This is a genomic window from Asticcacaulis sp., assembly GCF_047605585.1.
Classification (GTDB): domain Bacteria; phylum Pseudomonadota; class Alphaproteobacteria; order Caulobacterales; family Caulobacteraceae; genus Asticcacaulis.
Genome location: NZ_JASGFK010000004.1, coordinates 56,660 through 76,571 on the forward strand (window position 1 = coordinate 56,660; position 19,912 = coordinate 76,571).

The following is a 19,912-nucleotide window of genomic DNA, read 5'->3' on the forward strand; positions in this document are numbered from 1 at the left end:
GAAAAGGGTCTGAAACTTAACGGGCGGAGAGGTAGGTCTGATTGCGGAGCTGGGCGGCCGCCGGGCCGGAAACGGCGCGGCCGGGTCCGGTGATGACGGCGTCGATAATTTTCTTCGAGGCGGTGTTCTGCACCTGGATGACGTCGCCGATCGCGCCGTCCTTTTGGGCGATGGCGGAAAGGGTCAGGCTCAGCCCGTTCTGGGTCCAGGTGACGGCCACCATTTCCGAGCGCTTGACGGCCATTGGGCCGCTGGTCATCTGCGGCGTCCAGCCGGAAGGGGCCTGTCCGTCGTCTATGGTCGCTAGTTGCTGGGCGCTGCCGGAGGCAGTTTCCGGGCCGGCGGCGACGATGATGCGACGCAGGCCGCGGGCATTATCCCAGTAGAGGCCATTGCGCGCGGCGATGGTCTGGACAATGGCGGCATCCAGTATGGCGGTGGCGCCCTTGCGGTAACCGAGAAGGACATTGGCGGCCTGGCCGGCATTGTCGAACACGTCGCCGAGCGTGATGCGGCCGTCGCCATCGGTGACATTGCTCTTGAGGATGAGCGGCACGGGCGAGGTCTGGGCCTGCGCTATGGCGGGAGCGACAAGCAGCAGGGCCGCGAGGAGCGGAAGCATTTTCATAGCTTAGGCCCTCGCCAGCGCGCTGGTGGTCTGGAGCATTTCGTCTGCCGTGGTGATGACCTTGGAGTTCATCTCATAGGCGCGCTGGGCCACAATCAGGGAGGTGATTTCCGACACGGCGTCGACGTTCGAGGATTCGGTGTAGCCCTGCAGGATGGTGCCGTAGCCGGTGTCGCCCGGCGTGGAAACGTTGGGGGCACCGGAAGAACCGCTTTCGAGGAACAGGTTGTCGCCCTGGGCGTCGAGACCGGCGGGGTTGGCGAAGGTGGCCAGCTGCAACTGGCCGACCACGGTCGGGGTGGTGGTGCCGGAGCCGGAGGTCGTGACCTGGACTTCACCGGTGCTGGAGATGGTCACGGCGGTCGTGCCGGTGGGAATGGTGATGCTGGGCTGCACCAGATAGCCATCCGTCGTCACCAGCCGGCCCTGATCGTCAAGCGAGAAGTTGCCGGCGCGGGTATAGGCGGTTTCACCGGAAGGCATCTGGACCTGGAAATAGCCCCGGCCCTGAATCATGACGTCGTAGTCGTTGTCGGTCTGGGTGGCGGTGCCATCCGTCATGATGCGGTAGACGCTGCCGGTCTTCACACCGGAACCGACCTGGATGCCGGTGGGTACCACCGTGCCGGAATCCGACGACTGGGCGCCCATGCGCTCCACATTCTGGTACATCAGGTCCTGGAACTCGGCACGCTGCTTCTTGAAGCCGACCGTGTTCATGTTGGCGATGTTGTTGGAAATGACTTCCACATTCATGTTCTGGGCAGCCATGCCCGTGGTCGCGGTACGTAAGGCTCTCATAGGACTACGCTCCCAAATTCAAACAAATGACGGCTTCCGGATCGTTCCGCGATCCGGCAGGCGCGACTGCGCGTCCCGGCCGTTGCGGGGAAAGTCCGCGCGGCGCTGAGCGCAAAAGAAAAGACGTGATGGTGATACCTGTCATGGTGATCACGCGACCTTGCCGAGGCGCTCGACGGCGCTGCGGTTCATCTCGTTGTTCTGCTCCATGATGTTGGCGAGAGTCGAATAGGCGCGGTTGATGCGCACCAGGTTGGTGATCTCGGTCATCGGATTGACATTGGAGGCTTCCAGGAAACCCTGGCGAACGGTGGCATCGGCGGCCGGTATCGGCGTGGCGTTGCTGGTCAGGCTGTAGGTGCCGTCGCCGTTCTTCGACAGGTCGCTCATATTGGCGATGCGTACGACGCTGATCTTGCCGACGCGCTCGGACTGGCCCTGAAAGCTCTGGGTAATGATGCCATCGGCGGAGATGGTCGGCTCGCCTTTCTGCGGATCGAGCGTGATCGGGCCGCCGTCGCCCTGGACTTCGTAGCCTTCGGCGGTCACCAGGGTGCCTTCGCCGTTCAGGGTGAAGGCGCCATCGCGGGTATAGGCCGGCTGACCGTTCTTGCCGGTGACGGTGAAGAAGGTGCCTTCGCCGTTCAGGGCCAGATCGAGCGGCGCGCCTGTCTGGTTGAGCGTGCCCTGGGTGAAGTTACGGCCGACGCCGTTGTCATAGGCAAAATTGGCCGGTGTGCGGATCGGATCGTTGACGGCGGGGGCGCCGGGCTCGGCATTGACCAGCAGTTCCTCGAACTTGTAGCCCGTGGTATTCATGTTGGCGAGGTTGTTGGCGCTGATGTCCAGCTCTCTTTGCAGGGTGATCTGGCGCGACAAGGCGACGTAGTTGGCATTATCCATGTCAGCAGCTCCCAATTAAAGGTTCAGGTTCAAGGTGTTAGTGGCCAGCGTCGCGAATCCCTCAGATGCGCCGTTAACCATGTTGTGGGAAGATGCAAGCCCTGTGCCATGCCGCTGAAAATTCATCAAAGCCTTGATTTAAAAGGAAGTTGACGGTTCGCGCCGAATCTTTGCACATGGAGGGGGCGGCAAAAAATGCCGCACGGGGCGCGGATAACAAGCAATCGTTAACCATGTTTGGCGATAGTGCCGTTAACGCTTTCGCCATTCCGGGCCGTGGCTCGGGACGGCGCTTAAGGTTTGTTTAAGAGTTGGGCCTAGACTTAAGGTTCATCTCTGTCGCGTATTATCGATGGGTGGGCAGTTTGGCCAAGAAAGAGAAGAAGCCTAAGGATGCGGAAGCGCCGCCGGTAGACGGTGCCGAAGGCGGTGAAGGCGAGGCCGCGCCCAAGAAGAAGTTTCCCCTGCTGATCGTTATCATCGCCGTGGTCGTGCTGCTGCTGGGCGGCGGCGGCGCCGCGGCCTACTTCCTGTTCCTCGCTCCCAAGAAGCCACCTGCGGCGGCCGACGCCGCCAAGGCTGGCGAACATGGCAAGGAAGGCGAAAAGAAGGACGAGAAGAAAAAGGACGACAAGAAGGGCGGCCACGGCGACAAGAAGGAAGGCGGCGACGCCAAGGTCGATCCGGCCACCCAGCCGGTCGCTTCGGAAGGGCCGAACGGCACGACCTATCTTTCACTGCCGAACATGGTGGCCAATATCCAGTCGCCGGACGGCCATGCCTCATATCTCAAGCTGAAGCTGACCTTCGAGTGTCCGGACGAGGACACTTCGGATGCTATTACCGAAAGCCTGCCGCGCATCAATGACGTGCTGCAGGGCTTCCTGCGCGAGCTGCGTCCGGAAGACCTGTCGGGCTCCCAGGGCAATTACCAGCTGCGCCTCGAAATCCTGCGCCGGGTCAATCTCGTGCTGGCGCCCCACAAGATTAACGCCGTTCTTATCGAAGAGATGTTGATTACCTAATGTCCGACGAGGTCGATCAGGAAGCCATGATGGCGGCTTGGGAGGCGGAGCTTGCCGCCGAAGCCGAGGCCGCCACGGGAGGTTCAGGTGGCGGTGGCGCCGGTGGCAGCGGTGACGCCGGCGGCGATCTCGCGGCCGAATGGGAAGCCATGGTCGGCGGGGGCGGCATGGGGGGCGAGCGCTTCAATGTGCCCGCCGGCGCCGAGCGTATCCTCAACCAGGATGAAATCGACAGCCTGCTCGGTTTCGACCTGTCGGAAGACGATTATAACGAACGCTCGGGCATCCGGGCGATCATCAATTCGGCCATGGTGTCTTACGAGCGCCTGCCGATGCTCGAAATCGTCTTCGACCGCCTGGTGCGCCTGATGACGACGAGCTTGCGCAACTTCACGTCCGACAACGTCGAAGTGTCGCTCGACAACATTTCCTCGATCCGCTTTGGCGATTACCTGAACTCGATCCCCCTGCCGGCGATCCTGGCGGTCTTCCGCGCCGAGGAGCTGGATAATTACGGCCTGCTGACGGTTGATTCCAACCTGATCTATTCGATCGTTGACGTGCTGCTGGGCGGCCGTCGCGGCACGGCGGCACTGCGTATCGAAGGCCGGCCCTACACCACGATTGAGCGCGTGCTGGTGCAGCGCATGGTCGAGGTCATCCTCGCCGATGCCAAGGCGGCCTTCGAGCCGCTGACCCCGGTCAATTTCAACCTCGACCGCCTGGAAACCAATCCGCGCTTTGCCGCCATCGCCCGCCCGGCCAATGCGGCGATCTTGGTCAAGCTGCGCATCGACATGGAAGACCGGGGCGGTCGCGTTGAATTGCTGTTGCCCTATGCCACCCTGGAACCGATCCGCAAGATGCTGCTCCAGCAGTTCATGGGCGAGAAGTTCGGCCGTGACAACATCTGGGAAAGCCACCTGGCCACCGAAATCTGGACCACCCAGATGGAGGTCAGCGCCGTGCTCGACGAGCAGCAGATGCCGCTTTCCAAGGTGCTCAATCTGCAGGTCGGCGAAACCATCGTGCTCAATGCCAATGCGGAATCGCCCGTGCAGATCAAGTGCGGCGCCATTCCCCTGACCACCGGCCGGATGGGGCGCAAGGGCCATTCCATCGCCGTGCGCGTCGATTCCCCGCTGGCTTCTGCGGCCAAGCGCCGCCTGATGCAGCAGAAGAAATAGGCGGGCGCATGGTGAACATCGTCATGAATGTGATCCTGATGGTGCTGCTGGCGGCGGCCCTGATGTTCGGCATGCGCCTCGACAAGCGCCTGAAGGCTTTGCGCGCCGCCCACGAAGGGTTTGCAAAGGCGGTTCACGATCTCGATGACGCCGCCATCCGCGCCCACAACTCGCTGAAGGAATTGCGTGGCCATGCCGATGAATCGCAGGACCTGCTGCATGGCCGCATTCTGGCGGCCCGCGATGTGCTGCAAAAGCTCGACCTGCAGGTGACCCGCGCCGAACGCGTCCAGACGGAGATGGAAAAGGGCATGGCCAGCTACAGCGCCCTTCGCCAGACCTTGCCAGAACGCCAACCGGAACGCCAACCGGAGCGCCTGCCTGAGCCGCGTCCCGAGCCACCTCTGCCCCCGCGCCAGACGCCTGAAATCATCCGTCCGGCGCATTATGAGCCGGAAACCCTGGCCAGCCGTCATGAACGCCCCAAGGAAATGCCCCTGGCCCAGACACCCTATGTGCGCAAGGGCCGCAGTCTCCTGCCGGACTTCGAACCGGAGGATGAGGGCGAGATGATCGACAAGGTCCAGATGTCCGAGTTGGTCGTCGCCAATCTCAATGAAATGATCCGCAGCCTCAACCTGCCCACCAGGCAGGCGTCTTCCGTTGAAGACGACCTGTTCGGCGGCGCCGGCCGCGAAGACACTACCCGTACCGCAGCGGACGCCTCCCTGGATACCCCCAGGGGCCGCCCGCGCCAGTTTACCGTCAAGAGACCCTGATAGATGGCCTTACCCCGTTTCCTGCCGCTTGTTGCCGTCGCCGCGGGCGGCGTGCTTGCCCTCAAGGCGATCACCAGCCTTGAGGTGATGCCGGACGTGTTTCACGCCGCTACGGCCTTTGCCGCCAGCGCGCAAAAGCCCGACCAGAAAAACGGCCAGAAAACCGATAAACCTGCGGCCGAAAAGAAGGCGGCTGCCAAAAGCACGGGCAAAGGGGAGGTTGACCAGCCGGACGACCCGACCCAGAGCTATGGTGTCGATCCGGCGCTGAAGGCGGCGGATGCGGCCTCCCAGGCCAAGGACGCGGCCGCCACGGCGCCGATGACGCCGATCTGCGCCACCTCGGTCGATGACCTGGCCAAGCAGGCCGGCATGTCGCCGAATGAACTGAATATCCTGCAGAGCCTCGGCCAGCGCCGGGCCCAGCTCGACCAGCGCGAACAGCAGCTCAATTCGCGCGCCCAGCTGATCGAGGCAGCGGATTCCAAGCTCGATGCCCGCATTACCCAGCTGGCTGACCTGAAGACCCAGATCCAGACCCTGATCGATCAGGCAACCAAGGTGCAGGACGACGATACGACGCGCCTGGTCGCGGTCTATTCGGCCATGAAGCCGAAGGATGCCGCCGCCGCCATGACCATCATGAGCGACGATGTCCGCCTGCCGATCGCCTCGAAGATGAAGGATCGCGCGCTGGCCGCCGTTCTCGGCGCCATGTCGGCCGATGCCGCCAAGGACCTGACCGAGAAGCTGGCCAAGCGCATGCAGCGCGCCGACAGCCTGCAGCAGCAGCTCAACAAGACGACGGCCGGCGGGCCTTCCGCGCCGGGCGCAACGCCTGCGGCCGCTGCCAAGCCGCCTGCGTCGGGCACGAAAAAGAGCTGATAAACGCGCACAAAAAAGCCTTCCCGATCAGCGATCGGGAAGGCTTTTTTGAAGCCGGTTCTAAGTGCTCTAAATCGACATCCGCATGATTTCCTGATAGGCGCTGATCACCTGGTCGCGAATGGAGATAACCGTCTGCAGGCTCGTCTCGGCGCTCGATACGGCAGTGACAGCGTCGATCAGCTCGGCCTTGCCCTGCGACTGCTGCACCATCATGTCCTCGGCGCCCTGTGTCGTCTTCATCGTGTGTTCGAGCGCGCCCTGCAGCATCTTGCCGAAGTCAGGCGAAGTGGTCGCGCCGGTCGCACTGCCCGTGTCGCTGCCAGCTTCCCTGGCGGCGGTCTGTGCCTGCTTGATGGCCGCGCCATAGGCGCGTGCGGCGGATAAGGGGTCCATCGGTCAGGCCTTATTTTTCGAGGATGTCGAGGGTTTTCTGTGTCATGGCGCGGGCCGTCTCGATAATATTCAGGTTCGCTTCGTACGAACGCTGGGCCTCGCGCATGTCCATGGTTTCGATCAGCGGATCGACGTTCGGCTTCTTGACGTAGCCGCTGGCATCGGCCGCCGGATGGGTCGGGTCATATTCCTGCTGGAAGGCGCTCATGTCCTGCACCACATTGGACAGTTTGACGCCGGTGGCGCCATCGACCTTGGCCGAGGTAAAGACAGGTGTCTGGCGGCGGTAAGGGTCGGCACCCGGTGTGCGGCCGGTCGAATCCGCGTTGGCGATGTTTTCGGCGATGACACGCATGCGTGCCTGCTGCGCCTTAAGGGCAGAGGCGGCGACGGCCATGGTCTGGCTGGACTGGGTCGGCTTGTCATTATTGATCATGGGTCAGCTCCTATTTACCCGGCGCCTTGGCGGCGGTGCGCAGCATCGACATAGACTTTTCGTAGAAGGAGACCGCCGCCTGGAACTGCATGCGGCTTTCAGCCATTTTGAGCATCTGCTCCTCAAGCACAACGCTGTTGCCGTCCATGGTGGTTTCCGAATCGAGCGAGACGATTTCCTTGGCCCGCGTGGCGCCGCCTTCCGGCGCGGCCATGTGCATCGCATTCGTCATGGTCATGCCGACGCCATTTGACGAGTCGTCCTGGCCGGCCATCAGCTTGCCGAAGTCCTGGCCCATCAAATCATGCGGCTTATAGCCTGGCGTCGAAGCGTTGGCGACGTTCTGGGCCACGACCTTCTGCCGGTCGTTCAGCCAGCTCATGCGCGATTGCAGCGCGTTCAGAAACCCTATGCCTTCGTTCGCCATGCTCAAGCCTTTCCGAAACCCCGCGACTCAACCTAATGAGGGTTATGCCACAGATACGAGGCAAATTATGCCCACCTTTTGGTTAACGAAGGCTTTAAGTAAACGCCGCGTTAACCGGCACGGGCGCAGAAGGATGAGATGAGTCTGGTAGAAATCCTGCGGGCCTTTTTCGGCCTGTCTATAGTGATCGGGCTGATCCTCGGCCTGGCCTTCGTGCTGCGCCGTTATGCGCCCAGCCTGATGGCGAAGCTGCAGGCGCAGCGTGGCGCCCGGCGGCTGGAAGTGATCGAGACCCTGGTGCTCGATCCGGCGCGCCGGCTGGTGCTGGTCCGGTTCGATGACAAGGAACGCCTGGTCCTGCTGGGCGAGGGCCGCGAGCTTGATGCGCAAGGCCTGCCCGGCAAATCTGCCGTGAATGCGTCCTCCGTAAAGACATCCGTGGACCCCAATGATGACCTGTTCTGACGTGCGTGCTCCGGATACCGACATAAAGGCGCGCAAGCCGATTGGCCCCAGGACGATGAATCTCATCGTGCTGGCGGTCTTTGCCGTCGCTTTCGCTCTGATGATCATACCCTATGGCGCGCTGGCGCAATCGGTGAATGTCGATCTCGGCAAGGGCGGTTCCTTAAGCGCCCGCGTGGTGCAACTGATCGGCCTGATGACGGTGCTGTCTCTGGCGCCATCGATCGTCATCATGACCACCTCCTTCATCCGCATCACCGTGGTGCTGTCCCTGCTGCGCACGGCGCTGGGCCTGCAGCAGAGTCCGCCCAATGCGGTGCTGGTCTCGCTGGCTCTCTTCCTTTCCGCGGTGGTCATGGCGCCTACCTGGGAGGCGGCCTACAGCCAGGGAATCCGGCCGCTGATGGATCAGGAAATGGAGATGCCGCAGGCCTTCGATGCCGCCAGCCAGCCGGTCAAGGCTTTTATGCTGGCCCAGGTCGATGTTAAGGACCTTGGCCTGTTTGTCGGCCTGTCGAAACTGGAGATGCCGGCCGACAAGATGGACCTGCCAATCCGCGTGGTGACGCCCGCCTTCATGATCTCGGAGCTGAAAAAGGCCTTCGAGATCGGCTTCATGTTGTTCGTGCCCTTTCTGGTAATCGACCTGGTCATCGCTTCGGTGCTGATGTCGATGGGCATGATGATGCTGCCGCCGGCCACTATATCGCTGCCGTTCAAGCTGATCTTCTTCGTGCTGGTCGATGGCTGGCATCTGGTCGCCGGCTCTCTGGTGCAGAGCTTCCACCCGGCGGTGACCGGCGGGGGATAAAGAAAAAGGGAGGCTGCCATTTCATTATGGGACCTCCCGTCCATGCTTACCGCTTACCGACATCGATAAACGGCACTGCGCCGCCGGTCGTGGTCGGCAGATGACCGTCCCACTTTTCGATGGCGCGCAACTGCACCACCTCCGGATTGCTGCTGATCGACACGGCCAGCAGGCGGTTCGATTCCGCCTGACCGCGCGCCTGTTCGATCAGGGCATCGGCCTGTGCCTTGGCGACGGCCACCTGCGCCTGGGCCGCGGCGGCATCGGCGTCGGCCTTGGTCTTGGCCTGGATCGAATCGAGGATCACCTGCGGGTAGCGGATGGTGCCGATCCAGTCGAGCTGGCTGATATTGACGCCCTGTGGCTCCCACTTGCGGTTGACGCGGTTCAGCGCCCTCTGGATCACCTGCTGGCGACCGCCGCGATAGAGGAACTCGACGCTGACCAGTTCGGTTTCCGCAGCGACGGCCGAGCGGACATCGTTACGGATCGGGCCCTCGAACATCTGGTCGAAGCTCAGGCGGTAACGCTTATAAAGCGCCGGCGCCTTGGCTGGATCGATGCGCATGACCAGCTGGACGTCGGCCGTCATCGGCAGGGCGTTGTTGTCGGAAAAGGTGATCTCCTCGTTTTCCGGCCCGCGTTCGTCGGCCTCACGCGTATAGGTGTAGGTCCGCTGGATCACCGGAAACTCGGCGATGCGCTCGCCCAGCAGGTTGAGGTGCCAGCCTGAAGGCACGGGCGTGGCGTCGACGCCGGCATTGGGCCCCAGGGTGCGGATCTTGACCCCGACATTGCCCGGCTGCACCGTCTGGCCGCACGAAACCAGCGAAAACAGCGCCAGGGCGGCGACCGCGCCTGCCGGGATAAGCACTTTCCATTTGCCGGGCAGGGAAACGCCTGAGCGGAGATTATTCATGTTCATATATGTGATTTTCAAGGGCTGCGGCCAGTACGAACGCGGCTCAGGTCCCCCGACCTTTCATGGTTGAGTTTAAAACAAAACAGAACAAGCAAATGCGCGCTCTCACGAAGGAGAGTGACAATAGTCTTGGTTTCGGGGAGGGCTTGATCGCGTAAGAGCAAATATGGGCTGGTGCCGAGATTTCGACGAATGGCCGCGCATTAAACTTGCGGCTATGCCTGACTTAACTGACGATCATTTTCCTTCATTTGTTTTACATCCCCCAAATCTTGGGGACCTGCATATATTACAGGTTTGTCGCCTGTCCTTAAAGCGAAACACGACAATGATCACATGGATGTGACTTTGCGCTCGAAAGCGTGGGCAATACTAAGCCGTCTTGCTTTTCGGCGCATTGGCGGCAGCCTTGGCTGCGGCGTCGTCCTTTTCGCGGAACTTCTTCTTCATGCCGGTCACCCAGGCGGCGAAGCTGTCATTGGCGGCGGTCGAGGCGGCGAAATCCTTGGCGCTCAGCGTGCCGCCATCGAGCGGCGCCAGGGCTACACGGATGGCGTCGCCCGAAGCGGCGGTATCAGCGAATTTACCGAAGCGGGTAGAGAGCCGGGTCAGCGAATCCTGATCCTTCTGCAGGCTGTAGGCCACGGCGGCGCGCAGCAGACGGCCTTCGTCGGCCTGGCTGAGCGGCGCATCGGTCTTCCAGCGGTCAGCCAGGCGCTTTTCCAGCATGGCGCCGGCATGGGCATAGTCCTGCTGGTTCCAGAAGATGTCGGCGCGAATATCCTGCGCGTCCGGAGAGTTGTCATTACCCAGCACATCCAGCGCCTTGTCGGGCTCGTTCAGTTCGCTGAGGGCGCGCGCTTCCAGCAGGCGACGCTCGGCCATGACCGTTTTCGGCAACAGGGTGGTGCGCGTGCTCCACAGGGCCTGCAGCGCTTTTTGGGGATCGTGATTCATCAGATAGATGGCGGCGAGGTCGGAAGCGACCGACGACTTGGCCACACCGTCGAGGCGGTTGCTGACCTGATACTGCAACAGGTCGGCCGCCTGGTCGAGCAGGTCGACATCGACCAGCCGGCGCACGATCCGGCGCACCATTTCGTCGCCATCGGCGCCGATCGGTGTCAGTTCCTTGAAGTCGTTGAACAGGCCCAGCGCTTCCACTGGCTGCAGGCCATCTGCCATGCCACCGAGGAACAGGCCGCGGAAGGCCTGGTTCAGCGTAGTCTGGATCTGGATCGACTGCGGGTCGTTCATGAAGGTCTGGCCGCCGCCCTTCAGCACCATCAGGGCTTCGCGATAACGGCCTTCGCTGAGATAGATGGTGCCCATGTCGTTGATGAGCTTCATCTCGGTATCGTCGCCGCGCCAGCGGAAACGCAGGGAATCGAGCGCGGCCAAAGTCTGGGATGAGGTCGCCTTCTTGAGGTCGTAGGCCAGCATGGCGGCGTGCATGGCGGCCGGTGCGGCGATGCTGTCGTCCGATGCGCGCGCCACCGCCTGATAGACCTTGAAGGCGCGTGCCTTGTCGCCCTGGGCCTCGATGATCTGAGCATCGATCAGATAGGCCTGCAGCTTCTGCAGTGGCGTGGTGGCCTGGGCGATGGCATAGGTGATCATCGCCTCGGCCGTGGTCAGATCGTTCTGCTGGAGGGCGGAATAGGCATAGGCCGAGCCAAGCTTGGCGCGCCATTCCGGCGGGAACTGGTCGAGTGCCTTTAGGCCGAACTTGAAATCCTTGACCGCGTCGGCATGGTGGCCGGACTGCATTTCGGCATAGCCGGTCCACAGGCGCGAGGCCGGATCGTTGATCAACTGCGAAGACGACAGGTCGCCAGTAGCGTCGGCATAGCGACCGGAAAGCATGCGCGCCACGACGCGCAGGCCGCGAATCTGCGGATCGTCCTGCGCGCGTGGCGCTTCCTTGATCAGCAGGTCGAGCACGCCCTGCGCCTCGAAACTCAGGTTCTGCCCGACCAGGAAACGCGCCAGGGCGAGGCGCGCCTTGGTGGGGGCGGTCGAGCCTTGGCTGGCCTCGTCGGCGGCGGCGACCTGCAGGCGGTTATAACGCACCAGGAACCCTTCCGGCGGCGCGGCCGACCAGTCGGCATTCATCAGGCCGGGATAGAGCGCGTTTTTGTAGGCCAGCTTGTCGTCATCCGGCGATGCATTGGGATCGAGCGTCGAAAGCGTCAGGCCATCGGGCCGGGTGATCTCGACTAGGTCGCCGGAGACGGCCACCTTGACGTCCGGCGTCATGTGGAAGACGGCGGCGCCCTGAGCGGTGGAGGCGAGGCTGGCTTCCAGAACGGTGCGGGCATTGGCCAGGTTCTTCACCGGGCCACGCGCGGGGATGACGGCCATACGGTCGCCGACGCTGGGGTCGCGTATCCAGGCGACGCGTGTGGCGCCGGGCAGGTTGATGTTCAGGCTAGGCACGCCGGTGCTGTCATCGCGCACCACATCGACATCCACGGCCTTGTTGTCCAGCGGCTTGCCGCCGAGGCGCACGCGCCAGACCAGGCCGTCATTGATCGCCGACAGCGAACCGATGGTCGGGGCTGTGAGGCGCAGGGCGGTGAAGCCATCATTGCGCGTCCACTGGGCGTCCTGGATGATGGCGCCGTCCTTCAGCTCCGGCGGCAGGCGCAGGTCGACCTCGGAATCGAAGACGATCCATACCGAATCGCCCCGGCGGAACACGGCGGTGGCCACGGGGCCATCGAACGGGAAGGTGACATCCTTGCCGCCATCGGCATCGGCCACTTCCAGCGCCACGACCGGCACATTGGCGGCCTTACTGACGCGCGCGCCGGCAGCCTCCGCGGTGTCTGTGGTGGCGGACTTTGCGGCCTCGCCCTTGAGAACATCCTGCAGGTTGACGGTGATCTGGCCGTCCTTCTTGCCGTCATCTGGCTTGGCGTCATCGACGGCCGTCGGGTCGATCTGCACGAAGACCGCGCCATCCTCGCGGCCGAAATGGGTGTCGAAACCGTCGGTGACCGTCAGCCACAGTTCGCTGGCACGGGCGTCGGACTTGAGATCGACCGCCTTGATGCCGACCGGCGGGTTGGAGCGGATATCGCCGAGATCAGGTTTTTTCTGGCCGGGCAGGCGGATGACCACCTGTCCCTTTTCGCGGCGCACCGAGGCGCGGCTGCCGATGGAGCCATAGATTTCGATACGGCCGGAAGACTTGTTGCGCCCGACGCGGATATCGATATCCGAGCGCGGCGCCACCTGCATGGGCGGAATGGTATCGCCGAGCGCCAGGGTGGCCATGCCCATGCACAAGGTGGCCGCGAAGATGGCGGTGGTGCGCAGGGCTTTCTGCCGGGATGCCGGGATGGAAGGCTGGGGCGGGGCGTCGAGCAGGTCGCGCGCACGATCGAGCGTCCGCTGGGGAGCGGGCGCACTGCCGGCGGCGCCGGCGGTCATATCAGGCGTCTGACGGTTTCGACTCATCTCCCGTTAACTTGCCTGAACGGGGTTTAACCATAGTTAATGCTGAAATAATTTACCTTATAATTTCGGGCTTTAAGCCGGACGAGAATCTCCTCATAGGTTAAGGGCAAATTAACCCTTCATGCGGCAAATATTGCCGGGTTGCGGTTCAATTTTATGATGGATTTAAGAGTATGTCGGGTGCTGAAGTTTTGGGAATTGGGCGTGATGCCATCTGGCTGACCATCCAGCTCTGCCTGCCGATCCTGCTGGTCGGCCTGGTGGTTGGCGTGGTGATCGGCCTGTTCCAGGCGCTGACCCAGATTCAGGAAGCCACCCTGATCTACGCGCCGAAGATCATTTCCGTCTTTCTGGCCCTGCTGCTGCTCCTGCCGTTGATGGGATCGCTGCTGGCCACTTTCATGCACGAGATCGTCAACAAGATCGCGGCCATATAGGCATGTGGCTGGTGCAGGCAGCCCAATTGCGCTCCGGTCTTTCGACCAGCCTGCCTGCGGCCGGTGACGACCTCACCTCCTTTTTCGGCACGTCCGCGCAATTGTGGGCCACCGGCCTGATCTTCATTCGTCTGGCTGGCATGATCATGCTGATACCGGGACTCGGTGATGCCTCGGTGCCGCCGCGCCTGCGCCTGAGTTTCTGCCTGCTGCTGGCCATGATGATCACGCCGATTGTCGGGCCGGTCCTGCCGCCGATGCCGGATAAGCTGGGGCCGCTGACAGGCATTATACTGCACGAAACCATTATCGGCCTGATGATCGGCACCCTGATGCGCGTGCTGATCTTCACCTTGCAGACCGCCGGGGAAATCATGTCGATCCAGACCTCGTTATCCTACGCCCAGACGGCCAACCCGACCGAGGCGCAGTCGAGCACCAGCATCGCCTCCTTCCTGTCCGTCCTTGGCATGGTGATGATCTGGGTGACCAATACCCACCATCTGTTCATCCGGGCCATGATCGATTCCTACCAGATATTCTCGCCGGTCAGGACCGTTATGATCGGCGATGCGCTCACCCTGATGGTTCGTACGGTCAGCGAGAGTCTGGTCCTGGCCTTGCAGCTTTCGGCGCCGATCATCGTATTTGCCCTGGTGCTGAACATCGCCACCGGCTTTGTCGGCCGCATGATGCCAAACTTCCAGGTCTACTTCGCCGTGGCGCCCCTGAGCGTGCTGATTGGCCTGTCCTTGCTGGCCCTGTCGCTTGGCACCCTGGGCATGGTCTTCATTGATCATTACCAGGAACTCCTCGCAGTATTCATCGCGAGGCCGCGATGAATAATTTATGCGCTCAGAGGCCCACGAATGTGGCTTGGCCACGTTCGAATTTTTTCTCGGAATTAGCCCAGTTTGCTTTGACAGATTGGGTGAGGCTCCTCGTAACGGCTCGGACGGGCGCCACGCCGGTTACCGCTCGCGCTTGCCAAATCGTAACCGATTTGGAGATCAAGGGAGGCCGTGTTGGCTGAAGAAGCGGACGGCGAAGATAAAACAGAAGAGGCCTCGGCCCGGAAACTCCAGCAGGCGCGGGAGAAGGGCGAAGTCCCCAAATCCGGCGACCTGCCGCAAGCCCTCTCGCTGATCGGCGCCTGCGCGATCGTGGCCATGAAAGGCCCCGAGCTTTGCCGCACCCTGACCGGCGACCTGCTGCCCTTCCTGGCCCATCCGGAACAACTCCTGGGCTCGCTGGAAGGCGATGGCGGCATGGGCGTGGCCCGCGCCGTGGTCATGGATATCATCCCCATCCTGCTTCTGATCATGGGCGCCTCAATGGCGCTGGGCGTCTTTGGCAATGTGATGCAGACCGGCCTGCTGTTCACCCCGTCGAAGCTGGCCCCGGATTTCGGCAAGTTCAATCCGATGAACGGCCTGAAGAAGATTTTCGGGCTCGACGCCATGATCCAGTTTGGCAAGACCCTGATCAAGTTGATCATCACCGGCTTCATCGTCTGGTCGGTACTGAAGAACCGCCTGACCGACATTGTGGGGCTTGCCGCCGTCTCGCCCATGATGATTCTGCCCTATGCCCACGAGGCCTTCGTCGCTTTGGCCATGGCGGTGTGCATCTTCCTGTTCGTCGAGGGCGCGGCCGATTACGCCCTGCAGAGGTTTCGCTTCATGCAGCGCATGAAAATGTCGAAGCAGGAGCAGAAGGAAGAATACAAGCAGACTGAAGGCGATCCGCACATCAAGGCCAAGCTGCGCGCCTTGCGCATCGAAAAAGGCCGCAAGCGCATGATGGCAAACGTCAAGAACGCCACCGTCGTCGTCACCAACCCGACCCACTATGCCGTGGCGCTGCAATACGAAATGGGCAAGATGGCCGCCCCGATGTGCGTCGCCAAGGGCGCGGATGCCGTGGCCCTGAAGATTCGCGAGGAAGCCGCCAAGCACAATGTACCGATCGTCGAAGACCCGCCGCTGGCCCGTGCCCTCTATGGCAGCATGGATATCGATGAGGTCATCCCCGAACAGCACTTCGCCGCGGTGGCCAAGCTGATCAGCTTCGTCCTCTCGAGGAAACGGAGAGCATTCTAGCGCTCAAACGCCGCGAGGCTTCTCGCAAAGGCTCGGGCGGGCGCCCTTGCCGAAGACGACGAAAAATCGTCTTCGGAGCGCACCAGAACCTTGTTCTGTAAGGGATTTGTTAAACGGCATAGCTGGCATAGAATAAATCAGTCTTTCAGGGTGATTCGCGTCGCCCTTTATTTCAAAGGTGCGCCTTGCCCGCAGTCCAGACCTCGACCCCAGAGACCGTTACCCCAAAGACCGCTCCCACTGCCGAAAATGCCCTGCTCAGCCGGTTGCGCGGCACGCTGAACTGGTGGACGATCGGCATCGTCGCCGTCATCGTGGTCTGCGCCTGCGCCGCCGTCTGGCTGGTGGCCGGACGCTTGCCGGCTGGGATCGTGCTGGGCATCCTGCTCGCCGCCGTGGCCGGGGTGGTCCTGATGGGCATGTTCGCCTTTTCGGGCGAAACCGAAGTCTTGAGCCATGAAGGCTTCAAGGCGGCGGATATCGTCAAGTCGCTCAGCGAACCTGCCGCCGTGGCGGCTTTCGATGGCCATGTGCTGGCGGTCAATCCGGCATGGAGCGATGCCGGCGGCGGTACCCGCCGCCTGCCGCAGGGCGAGCATGCGCCGGCCCTGTTCGTGGCCCTGCGCGAAGCCAGGGCGCAAGGCACAGGCCGCGCGCTGGTGCGGCTCGGCGGCTTCGATTACGAAATGGTGGTATCGCGCCTCGGCGAAGACCTGGTTCTGGTGCGCGCGGCCTCGCAGGGCGTGCTCGGCAATGGCCTGATGCTCAAGCACGAAACGCCGCACGCCGTGGAAGACTCCGGCTTCCTGCCGGAAGCGCCGGAAATCAGGCCCGACCTGCCGGAAGCGGTGATGGATGCCTTCGCCGAGGCCGCGCCCTTCGGCGCCGCTCTGGTGATGGGAGAGGATCTCTTCACCGCCCGCGTCAATGATTTCAATACGGTCTTCGCCGCCCTGACCGAGCGAGTGCCCGACGCCCTGACCGGCATGGTCTTCGGCGACCTGGTGACGGAAAATTCCCGCGCCGCCCTGGCTGAAAAGCTGGTCGCCAATAAAAGCGGGCCGTTCGATATCGTCCTGAACGTCAAGTCCGACCGCGCCCTGCAGATCTATGTCTCGCAGGTCTCCGGCGGCTACAGCCTCTATCTGTTCGATGTCTCCGAGCAGAAGAAGCTGGAACAGACCCTGGTCCAGTCGCAAAAGATGCAGGCCATCGGTCAGGTGGCCGGCGGCATGGCGCACGATTTCAACAACCTTCTGACCGGTTTCAAGTTCCGCAATGACCAGTTGCTGCTCAATCACCCGCTTGGTGATCCGTCTTACGAGGACCTGAACGGCATCCGCCAGATCATCGCCCGCGCCGAGGACCTGGTGCGCAACCTGCTGGCCTTCGCCCGCAAGCAGACGGTCAAGCGCGTCACGCTCAATGTCGGCGAGATGGTCTCGGAAGCCGAGGTCCTGCTGCGCCGTCTGGTGCGCGAGGACGTCAAGCTGGAAACCGCCTATGGCCGCAACCTGCCCAATGTCCATGTCGACAAGGGGCAGATGGAAATGGTCATGATGAACCTGGTGGTCAATGCGCGCGACGCCATGCGCGCCCAGGGGGGCGGCAAGGTCAATATCCGCGCCGCCAGCATGGCACAGGACGAGGCGCGTAACTATGGCTGGCCGGAAGCGCCGGCGCAGGGGGCGGCCCTGATCGAGGTGTCCGATACCGGCCCCGGCATCCCGCCGGAAATCCTGGCTCAGGTCTTCGAGCCCTTCTTCACCACCAAGCCGCTGGGGGAGGGCACGGGGCTGGGGCTTTCGACCGTTCACGGTATCGTCGCCCAGGCGGGTGGCCATATCCAGATCGTCTCACCGCCGGGCAAGGGCGCGACCTTCCGCATCTTCCTGCCTGTTTGGATCGAAACCGAGAAGGAGCTGGCGGCGCCTAAGCCGGAAGTCGCCGCCAAGCCGGTGCCGAAGGATCTGTCGGGGGTCGGCCGCATCCTGTTCGTCGAGGACGAGCAGATCGTGCGTGGCATCGCGGCGCACCTGCTGCGCCAGCGCGGCTACGAGGTGCTGGAGGCCGAGGATGGCGAAGAAGCCCTGGCCATCATTGAAGCCGAGGAAGGCCGGTTCGACCTGCTGATTTCGGACGTCATCATGCCGGGCATGGATGGGCCTTCGATGCTGAAACTGGCGCGTCCGATCCTGGGCGATGTGCCGGTCATGTTCATTTCCGGCTACGCGGAATCGGAATTCTCCGACCTGCTGGAAGAGGAACAGAACATCTCCTTCCTGCCCAAGCCGCTGGATATCAAGACCCTGGCCGAACGTGTGAAGGAACAACTGGCGGCTTAATCCGGGCCGCTGTAGCAGAAGCTGGTGCCCTTGACTTTCAGGGTTTGCACTTGCCCTTGATAGATAACCTGGAGATTGCCTTTCAGATGGTAGGTATCGCCTTCTGAAGACTTATCCACGCGGGTTACCTGATGGGCTTCCTGAACGTCCAGGCTCGGGGCAGTGTAATGCGCCATCGTGGTGTGCTTTGCGCCTCCTGACGAGAGGGTGAGCTGGTATACCTTTCCATCGATCTTGATAAAGGCGTAATCGCTGACTGCTTCGAAAATATTGGGGGCTGTCTGATCTTTCGAAGATGGTCTGGCTTCCGGTCTCTGAAAGGCTGTGAAGCAATCGCTTTCAGCGCCTTCGCCGGGTTTGATGTCATCGATATGAAAATCAGCCGCTATTGCTGGCAATGGCATGGTAATCAGGCTTGCGAAAAAAAAGCACGCATTATTTCCCCCCTGGCTTTCAAGCTACCATACACCATCAAGGCGCATCGATACAGGCCCTGGCGCCGCCTATGGGAATGGTCTGGGTGCCGCCTTTCGAGGTGACGATCAGTTGTCCGGTAAGCGGACGCACCGTCTGGCCGAGGGCGGCGTCCTTGATGTCGTAGGACTCGACCACTGACAGGCTGTTCGCGGCATCGACAAAGCTGCGGACACTGTGAATGCTGTCCGAGCCGCCGGAGGTCATGACGATCTTCACCAGTCGGCCATCGATGCGGATATAGCCCGTAGCGCCACCCTGCAGGGAATCCTCGATCAGGAGGTAGGATGGCTTGGGGCCGGCGCGGGCCACTTTCGTAATGCAGCCGGTGAGGTCGGCGCCATCGCCCGGCTGAAGCGGGCTGACGGTGAAGGCGGCCGCCGCTTTTTCTTCCGGTGTCGGCTTGTGACAGGCGCCTAAAACCACAAGCAAAACAACAGGCCAAAGCGTTTTCGTCATGAGAGGTCCCGCGCGGATTTGCGCAAAACTATCATGGCGATGTGTAAGCAAACAATGTGAGGGTCAGCGCGCCGCTATCTCGCCGAGACGCGCAATCAGGCGGTCGCGTTCCAGCGTCAGGCCCTTGTAGTCCAGTTGGGCCGGCGTATAGGCCTGAAGCTGGCTGATCAGAGCCTGGGCCAGTTCGGCGGCATTGGGTTGCGCCTCCATGGCGGCCAATGGATCAAGATAGATGCGGATGGTGAAGAGGATATCGCCGCTTTCCGGCAACCGGCGCAGGGTCTGGCGTTCCAGCCGGAAATAGAGGCTGTCTATCTTTTCGTCGCCGAAGCGCCACTGCCCGGCGGAATGCGGATGGTGCAGCACGTCATCGGCATGCAACGACCAGTTCCAGCGCATGACCGGCTGTTCGGGCCGCAGATTGTCGAACATGCGCTCGATGACATTGGCGTTGCGGGTGTCGCGGCCAAAATCCGGCACTGGGGCATGGATTTCTTGGAGCGCCTTGCCGAATTTTTCATGCAGCCGCCAGGAGGAAGGGAAACACAGGTGGGCCGCCGCCAGCCGCCAACCATTTTGCCCTCGGCGCATCAGCACCAGGTCTTCCTGCACCAGTCCGCCGGCCACCAGCAGGGGCGGGTAGGGCGTATCCAGCCGCACGCGGCGGAAGGCGGAGAGGATATCGATCTGCGGACCCAGGCGCTGATAAATATCGGGGAAGCGCTCGGGCAGGTGATCGGCCAGCAGGGTCAGCACCTCGCCTTGCGCCGCCTCCGTGCCCGGTTCGGCCACGAAGATTTTATCCGGTACGCGCTCGGCCAGGCGATCCTTTTCATCCAGATAGCTGAGCAGCCTGTCATCGACATCGATCCACTCGGCTGGATCGAGCGGTTTTACGCCAATGGTGAAAAGCTTGTGGGAACCGTCATAGGGGGTATGCATACGGCGGTTCTAGCACGCGGAAC

21 protein-coding genes are annotated in these 19,912 nt (G+C 62.1%); 10 read left to right on the forward strand and 11 right to left on the reverse strand.

Translation table 11 applies throughout. From position 1 onward, the window contains the following. Positions 1-16: 16 nt before the first annotated feature. From flgA to flgF, 3 genes are all read right to left on the reverse strand, one after another. On the reverse strand, positions 17-628 hold the full coding sequence (gene flgA / locus QM647_RS12215) for a flagellar basal body P-ring formation chaperone FlgA (RefSeq protein ID WP_414995800.1): 612 nt from the start codon (positions 626-628) through the stop codon (positions 17-19). 3 nt (positions 629-631) lie between these two features. Continuing rightward, entirely contained in the window at positions 632-1,429 is a 798-nt protein-coding gene (gene flgG, locus QM647_RS12220) for a flagellar basal-body rod protein FlgG (RefSeq protein ID WP_414995801.1), read from the reverse strand. A 150-nt stretch (positions 1,430-1,579) separates the two neighbouring features. Continuing rightward, complete coding sequence (gene flgF / locus QM647_RS12225; RefSeq protein WP_414995802.1) at positions 1,580-2,332, reverse strand: flagellar basal-body rod protein FlgF; 753 nt, start codon at positions 2,330-2,332, stop codon at positions 1,580-1,582. A gap of 365 nt (positions 2,333-2,697) precedes the next feature. Here flgF and QM647_RS12230 point away from each other — a divergent pair, with 365 nt between their 5' ends. The 4 genes from QM647_RS12230 to QM647_RS12245 are packed head-to-tail and all read left to right on the forward strand — an operon-like array spanning position 2,698 to position 6,208. After that, on the forward strand, positions 2,698-3,357 hold the full coding sequence (locus QM647_RS12230) for a flagellar basal body-associated FliL family protein (protein WP_414995803.1): 660 nt from the start codon (positions 2,698-2,700) through the stop codon (positions 3,355-3,357). Next, positions 3,357-4,544: a flagellar motor switch protein FliM gene (gene fliM / locus QM647_RS12235; RefSeq protein ID WP_414995804.1), complete on the forward strand. Its 1,188-nt coding sequence runs from the start codon at positions 3,357-3,359 to the stop codon at positions 4,542-4,544. The genes QM647_RS12230 and fliM overlap by 1 nt, the downstream gene beginning before the upstream one ends. A gap of 8 nt (positions 4,545-4,552) precedes the next feature. After that, positions 4,553-5,323: a DUF6468 domain-containing protein gene (locus QM647_RS12240; RefSeq protein WP_414995805.1), complete on the forward strand. Its 771-nt coding sequence runs from the start codon at positions 4,553-4,555 to the stop codon at positions 5,321-5,323. A gap of 3 nt (positions 5,324-5,326) precedes the next feature. Continuing rightward, entirely contained in the window at positions 5,327-6,208 is an 882-nt protein-coding gene (locus QM647_RS12245) for a MotE family protein (RefSeq protein ID WP_414995806.1), read from the forward strand. A 69-nt stretch (positions 6,209-6,277) separates the two neighbouring features. Here QM647_RS12245 and fliE read toward each other — a convergent pair whose 3' ends face one another. Genes fliE through flgB form a run of 3 tightly spaced genes read right to left on the reverse strand, consistent with a single transcriptional unit; the run spans position 6,278 to position 7,467 of the window. After that, on the reverse strand, positions 6,278-6,604 hold the full coding sequence (gene fliE, locus QM647_RS12250; RefSeq protein WP_414995807.1) for a flagellar hook-basal body complex protein FliE: 327 nt from the start codon (positions 6,602-6,604) through the stop codon (positions 6,278-6,280). A 10-nt stretch (positions 6,605-6,614) separates the two neighbouring features. Further along, entirely contained in the window at positions 6,615-7,040 is a 426-nt protein-coding gene (flgC, locus tag QM647_RS12255; RefSeq protein WP_414995808.1) for a flagellar basal body rod protein FlgC, read from the reverse strand. 10 nt (positions 7,041-7,050) lie between these two features. Further along, positions 7,051-7,467 (reverse strand): flagellar basal body rod protein FlgB, encoded by a 417-nt coding sequence (flgB, locus tag QM647_RS12260; RefSeq protein WP_414995809.1) that lies wholly within the window; start codon positions 7,465-7,467, stop codon positions 7,051-7,053. A 138-nt stretch (positions 7,468-7,605) separates the two neighbouring features. On the opposite strand from flgB, the gene QM647_RS12265 reads away from it, so the two are divergent. Continuing rightward, positions 7,606-7,932: a FliO/MopB family protein gene (locus QM647_RS12265; RefSeq protein WP_414995810.1), complete on the forward strand. Its 327-nt coding sequence runs from the start codon at positions 7,606-7,608 to the stop codon at positions 7,930-7,932. Next, a complete protein-coding gene (gene fliP / locus QM647_RS12270) occupies positions 7,916-8,743 on the forward strand; it encodes a flagellar type III secretion system pore protein FliP (RefSeq protein ID WP_414995811.1) in 828 nt (275 codons plus the stop codon). The genes QM647_RS12265 and fliP overlap by 17 nt, the downstream gene beginning before the upstream one ends. Positions 8,744-8,789: 46 nt before the next feature. Here the strand turns inward: fliP and QM647_RS12275 are convergent, their stop codons facing one another. After that, a complete protein-coding gene (locus tag QM647_RS12275; protein ID WP_414995812.1) occupies positions 8,790-9,662 on the reverse strand; it encodes an SPFH domain-containing protein in 873 nt (290 codons plus the stop codon). A gap of 375 nt (positions 9,663-10,037) precedes the next feature. Continuing rightward, positions 10,038-13,103: a tetratricopeptide repeat protein gene (locus QM647_RS12280; RefSeq protein ID WP_414995813.1), complete on the reverse strand. Its 3,066-nt coding sequence runs from the start codon at positions 13,101-13,103 to the stop codon at positions 10,038-10,040. A gap of 200 nt (positions 13,104-13,303) precedes the next feature. Between QM647_RS12280 and fliQ the strand changes: the two genes are divergently transcribed. The 4 genes from fliQ (at position 13,304) to cckA (ending at position 18,014) form a co-directional block, all read left to right on the forward strand. After that, complete coding sequence (fliQ, locus tag QM647_RS12285; RefSeq protein ID WP_414995814.1) at positions 13,304-13,567, forward strand: flagellar biosynthesis protein FliQ; 264 nt, start codon at positions 13,304-13,306, stop codon at positions 13,565-13,567. 2 nt (positions 13,568-13,569) lie between these two features. Then, positions 13,570-14,409 (forward strand): flagellar biosynthetic protein FliR, encoded by an 840-nt coding sequence (fliR, locus tag QM647_RS12290; protein WP_414995815.1) that lies wholly within the window; start codon positions 13,570-13,572, stop codon positions 14,407-14,409. Positions 14,410-14,589: 180 nt separating this feature from the next. Next, positions 14,590-15,669, forward strand: coding sequence for a flagellar biosynthesis protein FlhB (gene flhB / locus QM647_RS12295; protein WP_414995816.1), 1,080 nt, complete (start codon positions 14,590-14,592; stop codon positions 15,667-15,669). Between the two features lie 185 nt (positions 15,670-15,854). Then, positions 15,855-18,014, forward strand: a complete 2,160-nt coding sequence (gene cckA / locus QM647_RS12300) for a cell cycle histidine kinase CckA (protein ID WP_414995817.1) — start codon at positions 15,855-15,857, stop codon at positions 18,012-18,014. Here cckA and QM647_RS12305 read toward each other — a convergent pair. The 3 genes from QM647_RS12305 to QM647_RS12315 form a co-directional block, all read right to left on the reverse strand. Then, positions 18,011-18,418: a hypothetical protein gene (locus QM647_RS12305; protein WP_414995818.1), complete on the reverse strand. Its 408-nt coding sequence runs from the start codon at positions 18,416-18,418 to the stop codon at positions 18,011-18,013. The genes cckA and QM647_RS12305 overlap by 4 nt on opposite strands. Positions 18,419-18,485: 67 nt before the next feature. Continuing rightward, on the reverse strand, positions 18,486-18,947 hold the full coding sequence (locus tag QM647_RS12310; protein ID WP_414995819.1) for a hypothetical protein: 462 nt from the start codon (positions 18,945-18,947) through the stop codon (positions 18,486-18,488). A 63-nt stretch (positions 18,948-19,010) separates the two neighbouring features. Continuing rightward, a complete protein-coding gene (locus QM647_RS12315) occupies positions 19,011-19,889 on the reverse strand; it encodes a heme-dependent oxidative N-demethylase family protein (protein ID WP_414995820.1) in 879 nt (292 codons plus the stop codon). Between the last annotated feature and the right edge of the window lie 23 nt (positions 19,890-19,912).

What these genes read in the sequence shown, in the direction of transcription:
- QM647_RS12240 (WP_414995805.1), top strand. Translation starts at nt 4,553, where the DNA reads ATGGTGAACATCGTCATGAATGTGATCCTGATGGTGCTGCTGGCGGCG.
- QM647_RS12280 (WP_414995813.1), bottom strand. Translation starts at nt 13,103, where the DNA reads ATGACCGCCGGCGCCGCCGGCAGTGCGCCCGCTCCCCAGCGGACGCTC.
- QM647_RS12310 (WP_414995819.1), bottom strand. Translation starts at nt 18,947, where the DNA reads ATGACGAAAACGCTTTGGCCTGTTGTTTTGCTTGTGGTTTTAGGCGCC.
- fliR (WP_414995815.1), top strand. Translation starts at nt 13,570, where the DNA reads ATGTGGCTGGTGCAGGCAGCCCAATTGCGCTCCGGTCTTTCGACCAGC.
- QM647_RS12275 (WP_414995812.1), bottom strand. Translation starts at nt 9,662, where the DNA reads ATGAATAATCTCCGCTCAGGCGTTTCCCTGCCCGGCAAATGGAAAGTG.
- QM647_RS12245 (WP_414995806.1), top strand. Translation starts at nt 5,327, where the DNA reads ATGGCCTTACCCCGTTTCCTGCCGCTTGTTGCCGTCGCCGCGGGCGGC.
- fliP (WP_414995811.1), top strand. Translation starts at nt 7,916, where the DNA reads ATGATGACCTGTTCTGACGTGCGTGCTCCGGATACCGACATAAAGGCG.
- QM647_RS12315 (WP_414995820.1), bottom strand. Translation starts at nt 19,889, where the DNA reads ATGCATACCCCCTATGACGGTTCCCACAAGCTTTTCACCATTGGCGTA.
- fliQ (WP_414995814.1), top strand. Translation starts at nt 13,304, where the DNA reads ATGTCGGGTGCTGAAGTTTTGGGAATTGGGCGTGATGCCATCTGGCTG.
- QM647_RS12265 (WP_414995810.1), top strand. Translation starts at nt 7,606, where the DNA reads ATGAGTCTGGTAGAAATCCTGCGGGCCTTTTTCGGCCTGTCTATAGTG.
- flgC (WP_414995808.1), bottom strand. Translation starts at nt 7,040, where the DNA reads ATGATCAATAATGACAAGCCGACCCAGTCCAGCCAGACCATGGCCGTC.
- flgA (WP_414995800.1), bottom strand. Translation starts at nt 628, where the DNA reads ATGAAAATGCTTCCGCTCCTCGCGGCCCTGCTGCTTGTCGCTCCCGCC.
- fliE (WP_414995807.1), bottom strand. Translation starts at nt 6,604, where the DNA reads ATGGACCCCTTATCCGCCGCACGCGCCTATGGCGCGGCCATCAAGCAG.
- flgG (WP_414995801.1), bottom strand. Translation starts at nt 1,429, where the DNA reads ATGAGAGCCTTACGTACCGCGACCACGGGCATGGCTGCCCAGAACATG.
- fliM (WP_414995804.1), top strand. Translation starts at nt 3,357, where the DNA reads ATGTCCGACGAGGTCGATCAGGAAGCCATGATGGCGGCTTGGGAGGCG.
- QM647_RS12305 (WP_414995818.1), bottom strand. Translation starts at nt 18,418, where the DNA reads ATGCCATTGCCAGCAATAGCGGCTGATTTTCATATCGATGACATCAAA.
- flgB (WP_414995809.1), bottom strand. Translation starts at nt 7,467, where the DNA reads ATGGCGAACGAAGGCATAGGGTTTCTGAACGCGCTGCAATCGCGCATG.
- flgF (WP_414995802.1), bottom strand. Translation starts at nt 2,332, where the DNA reads ATGGATAATGCCAACTACGTCGCCTTGTCGCGCCAGATCACCCTGCAA.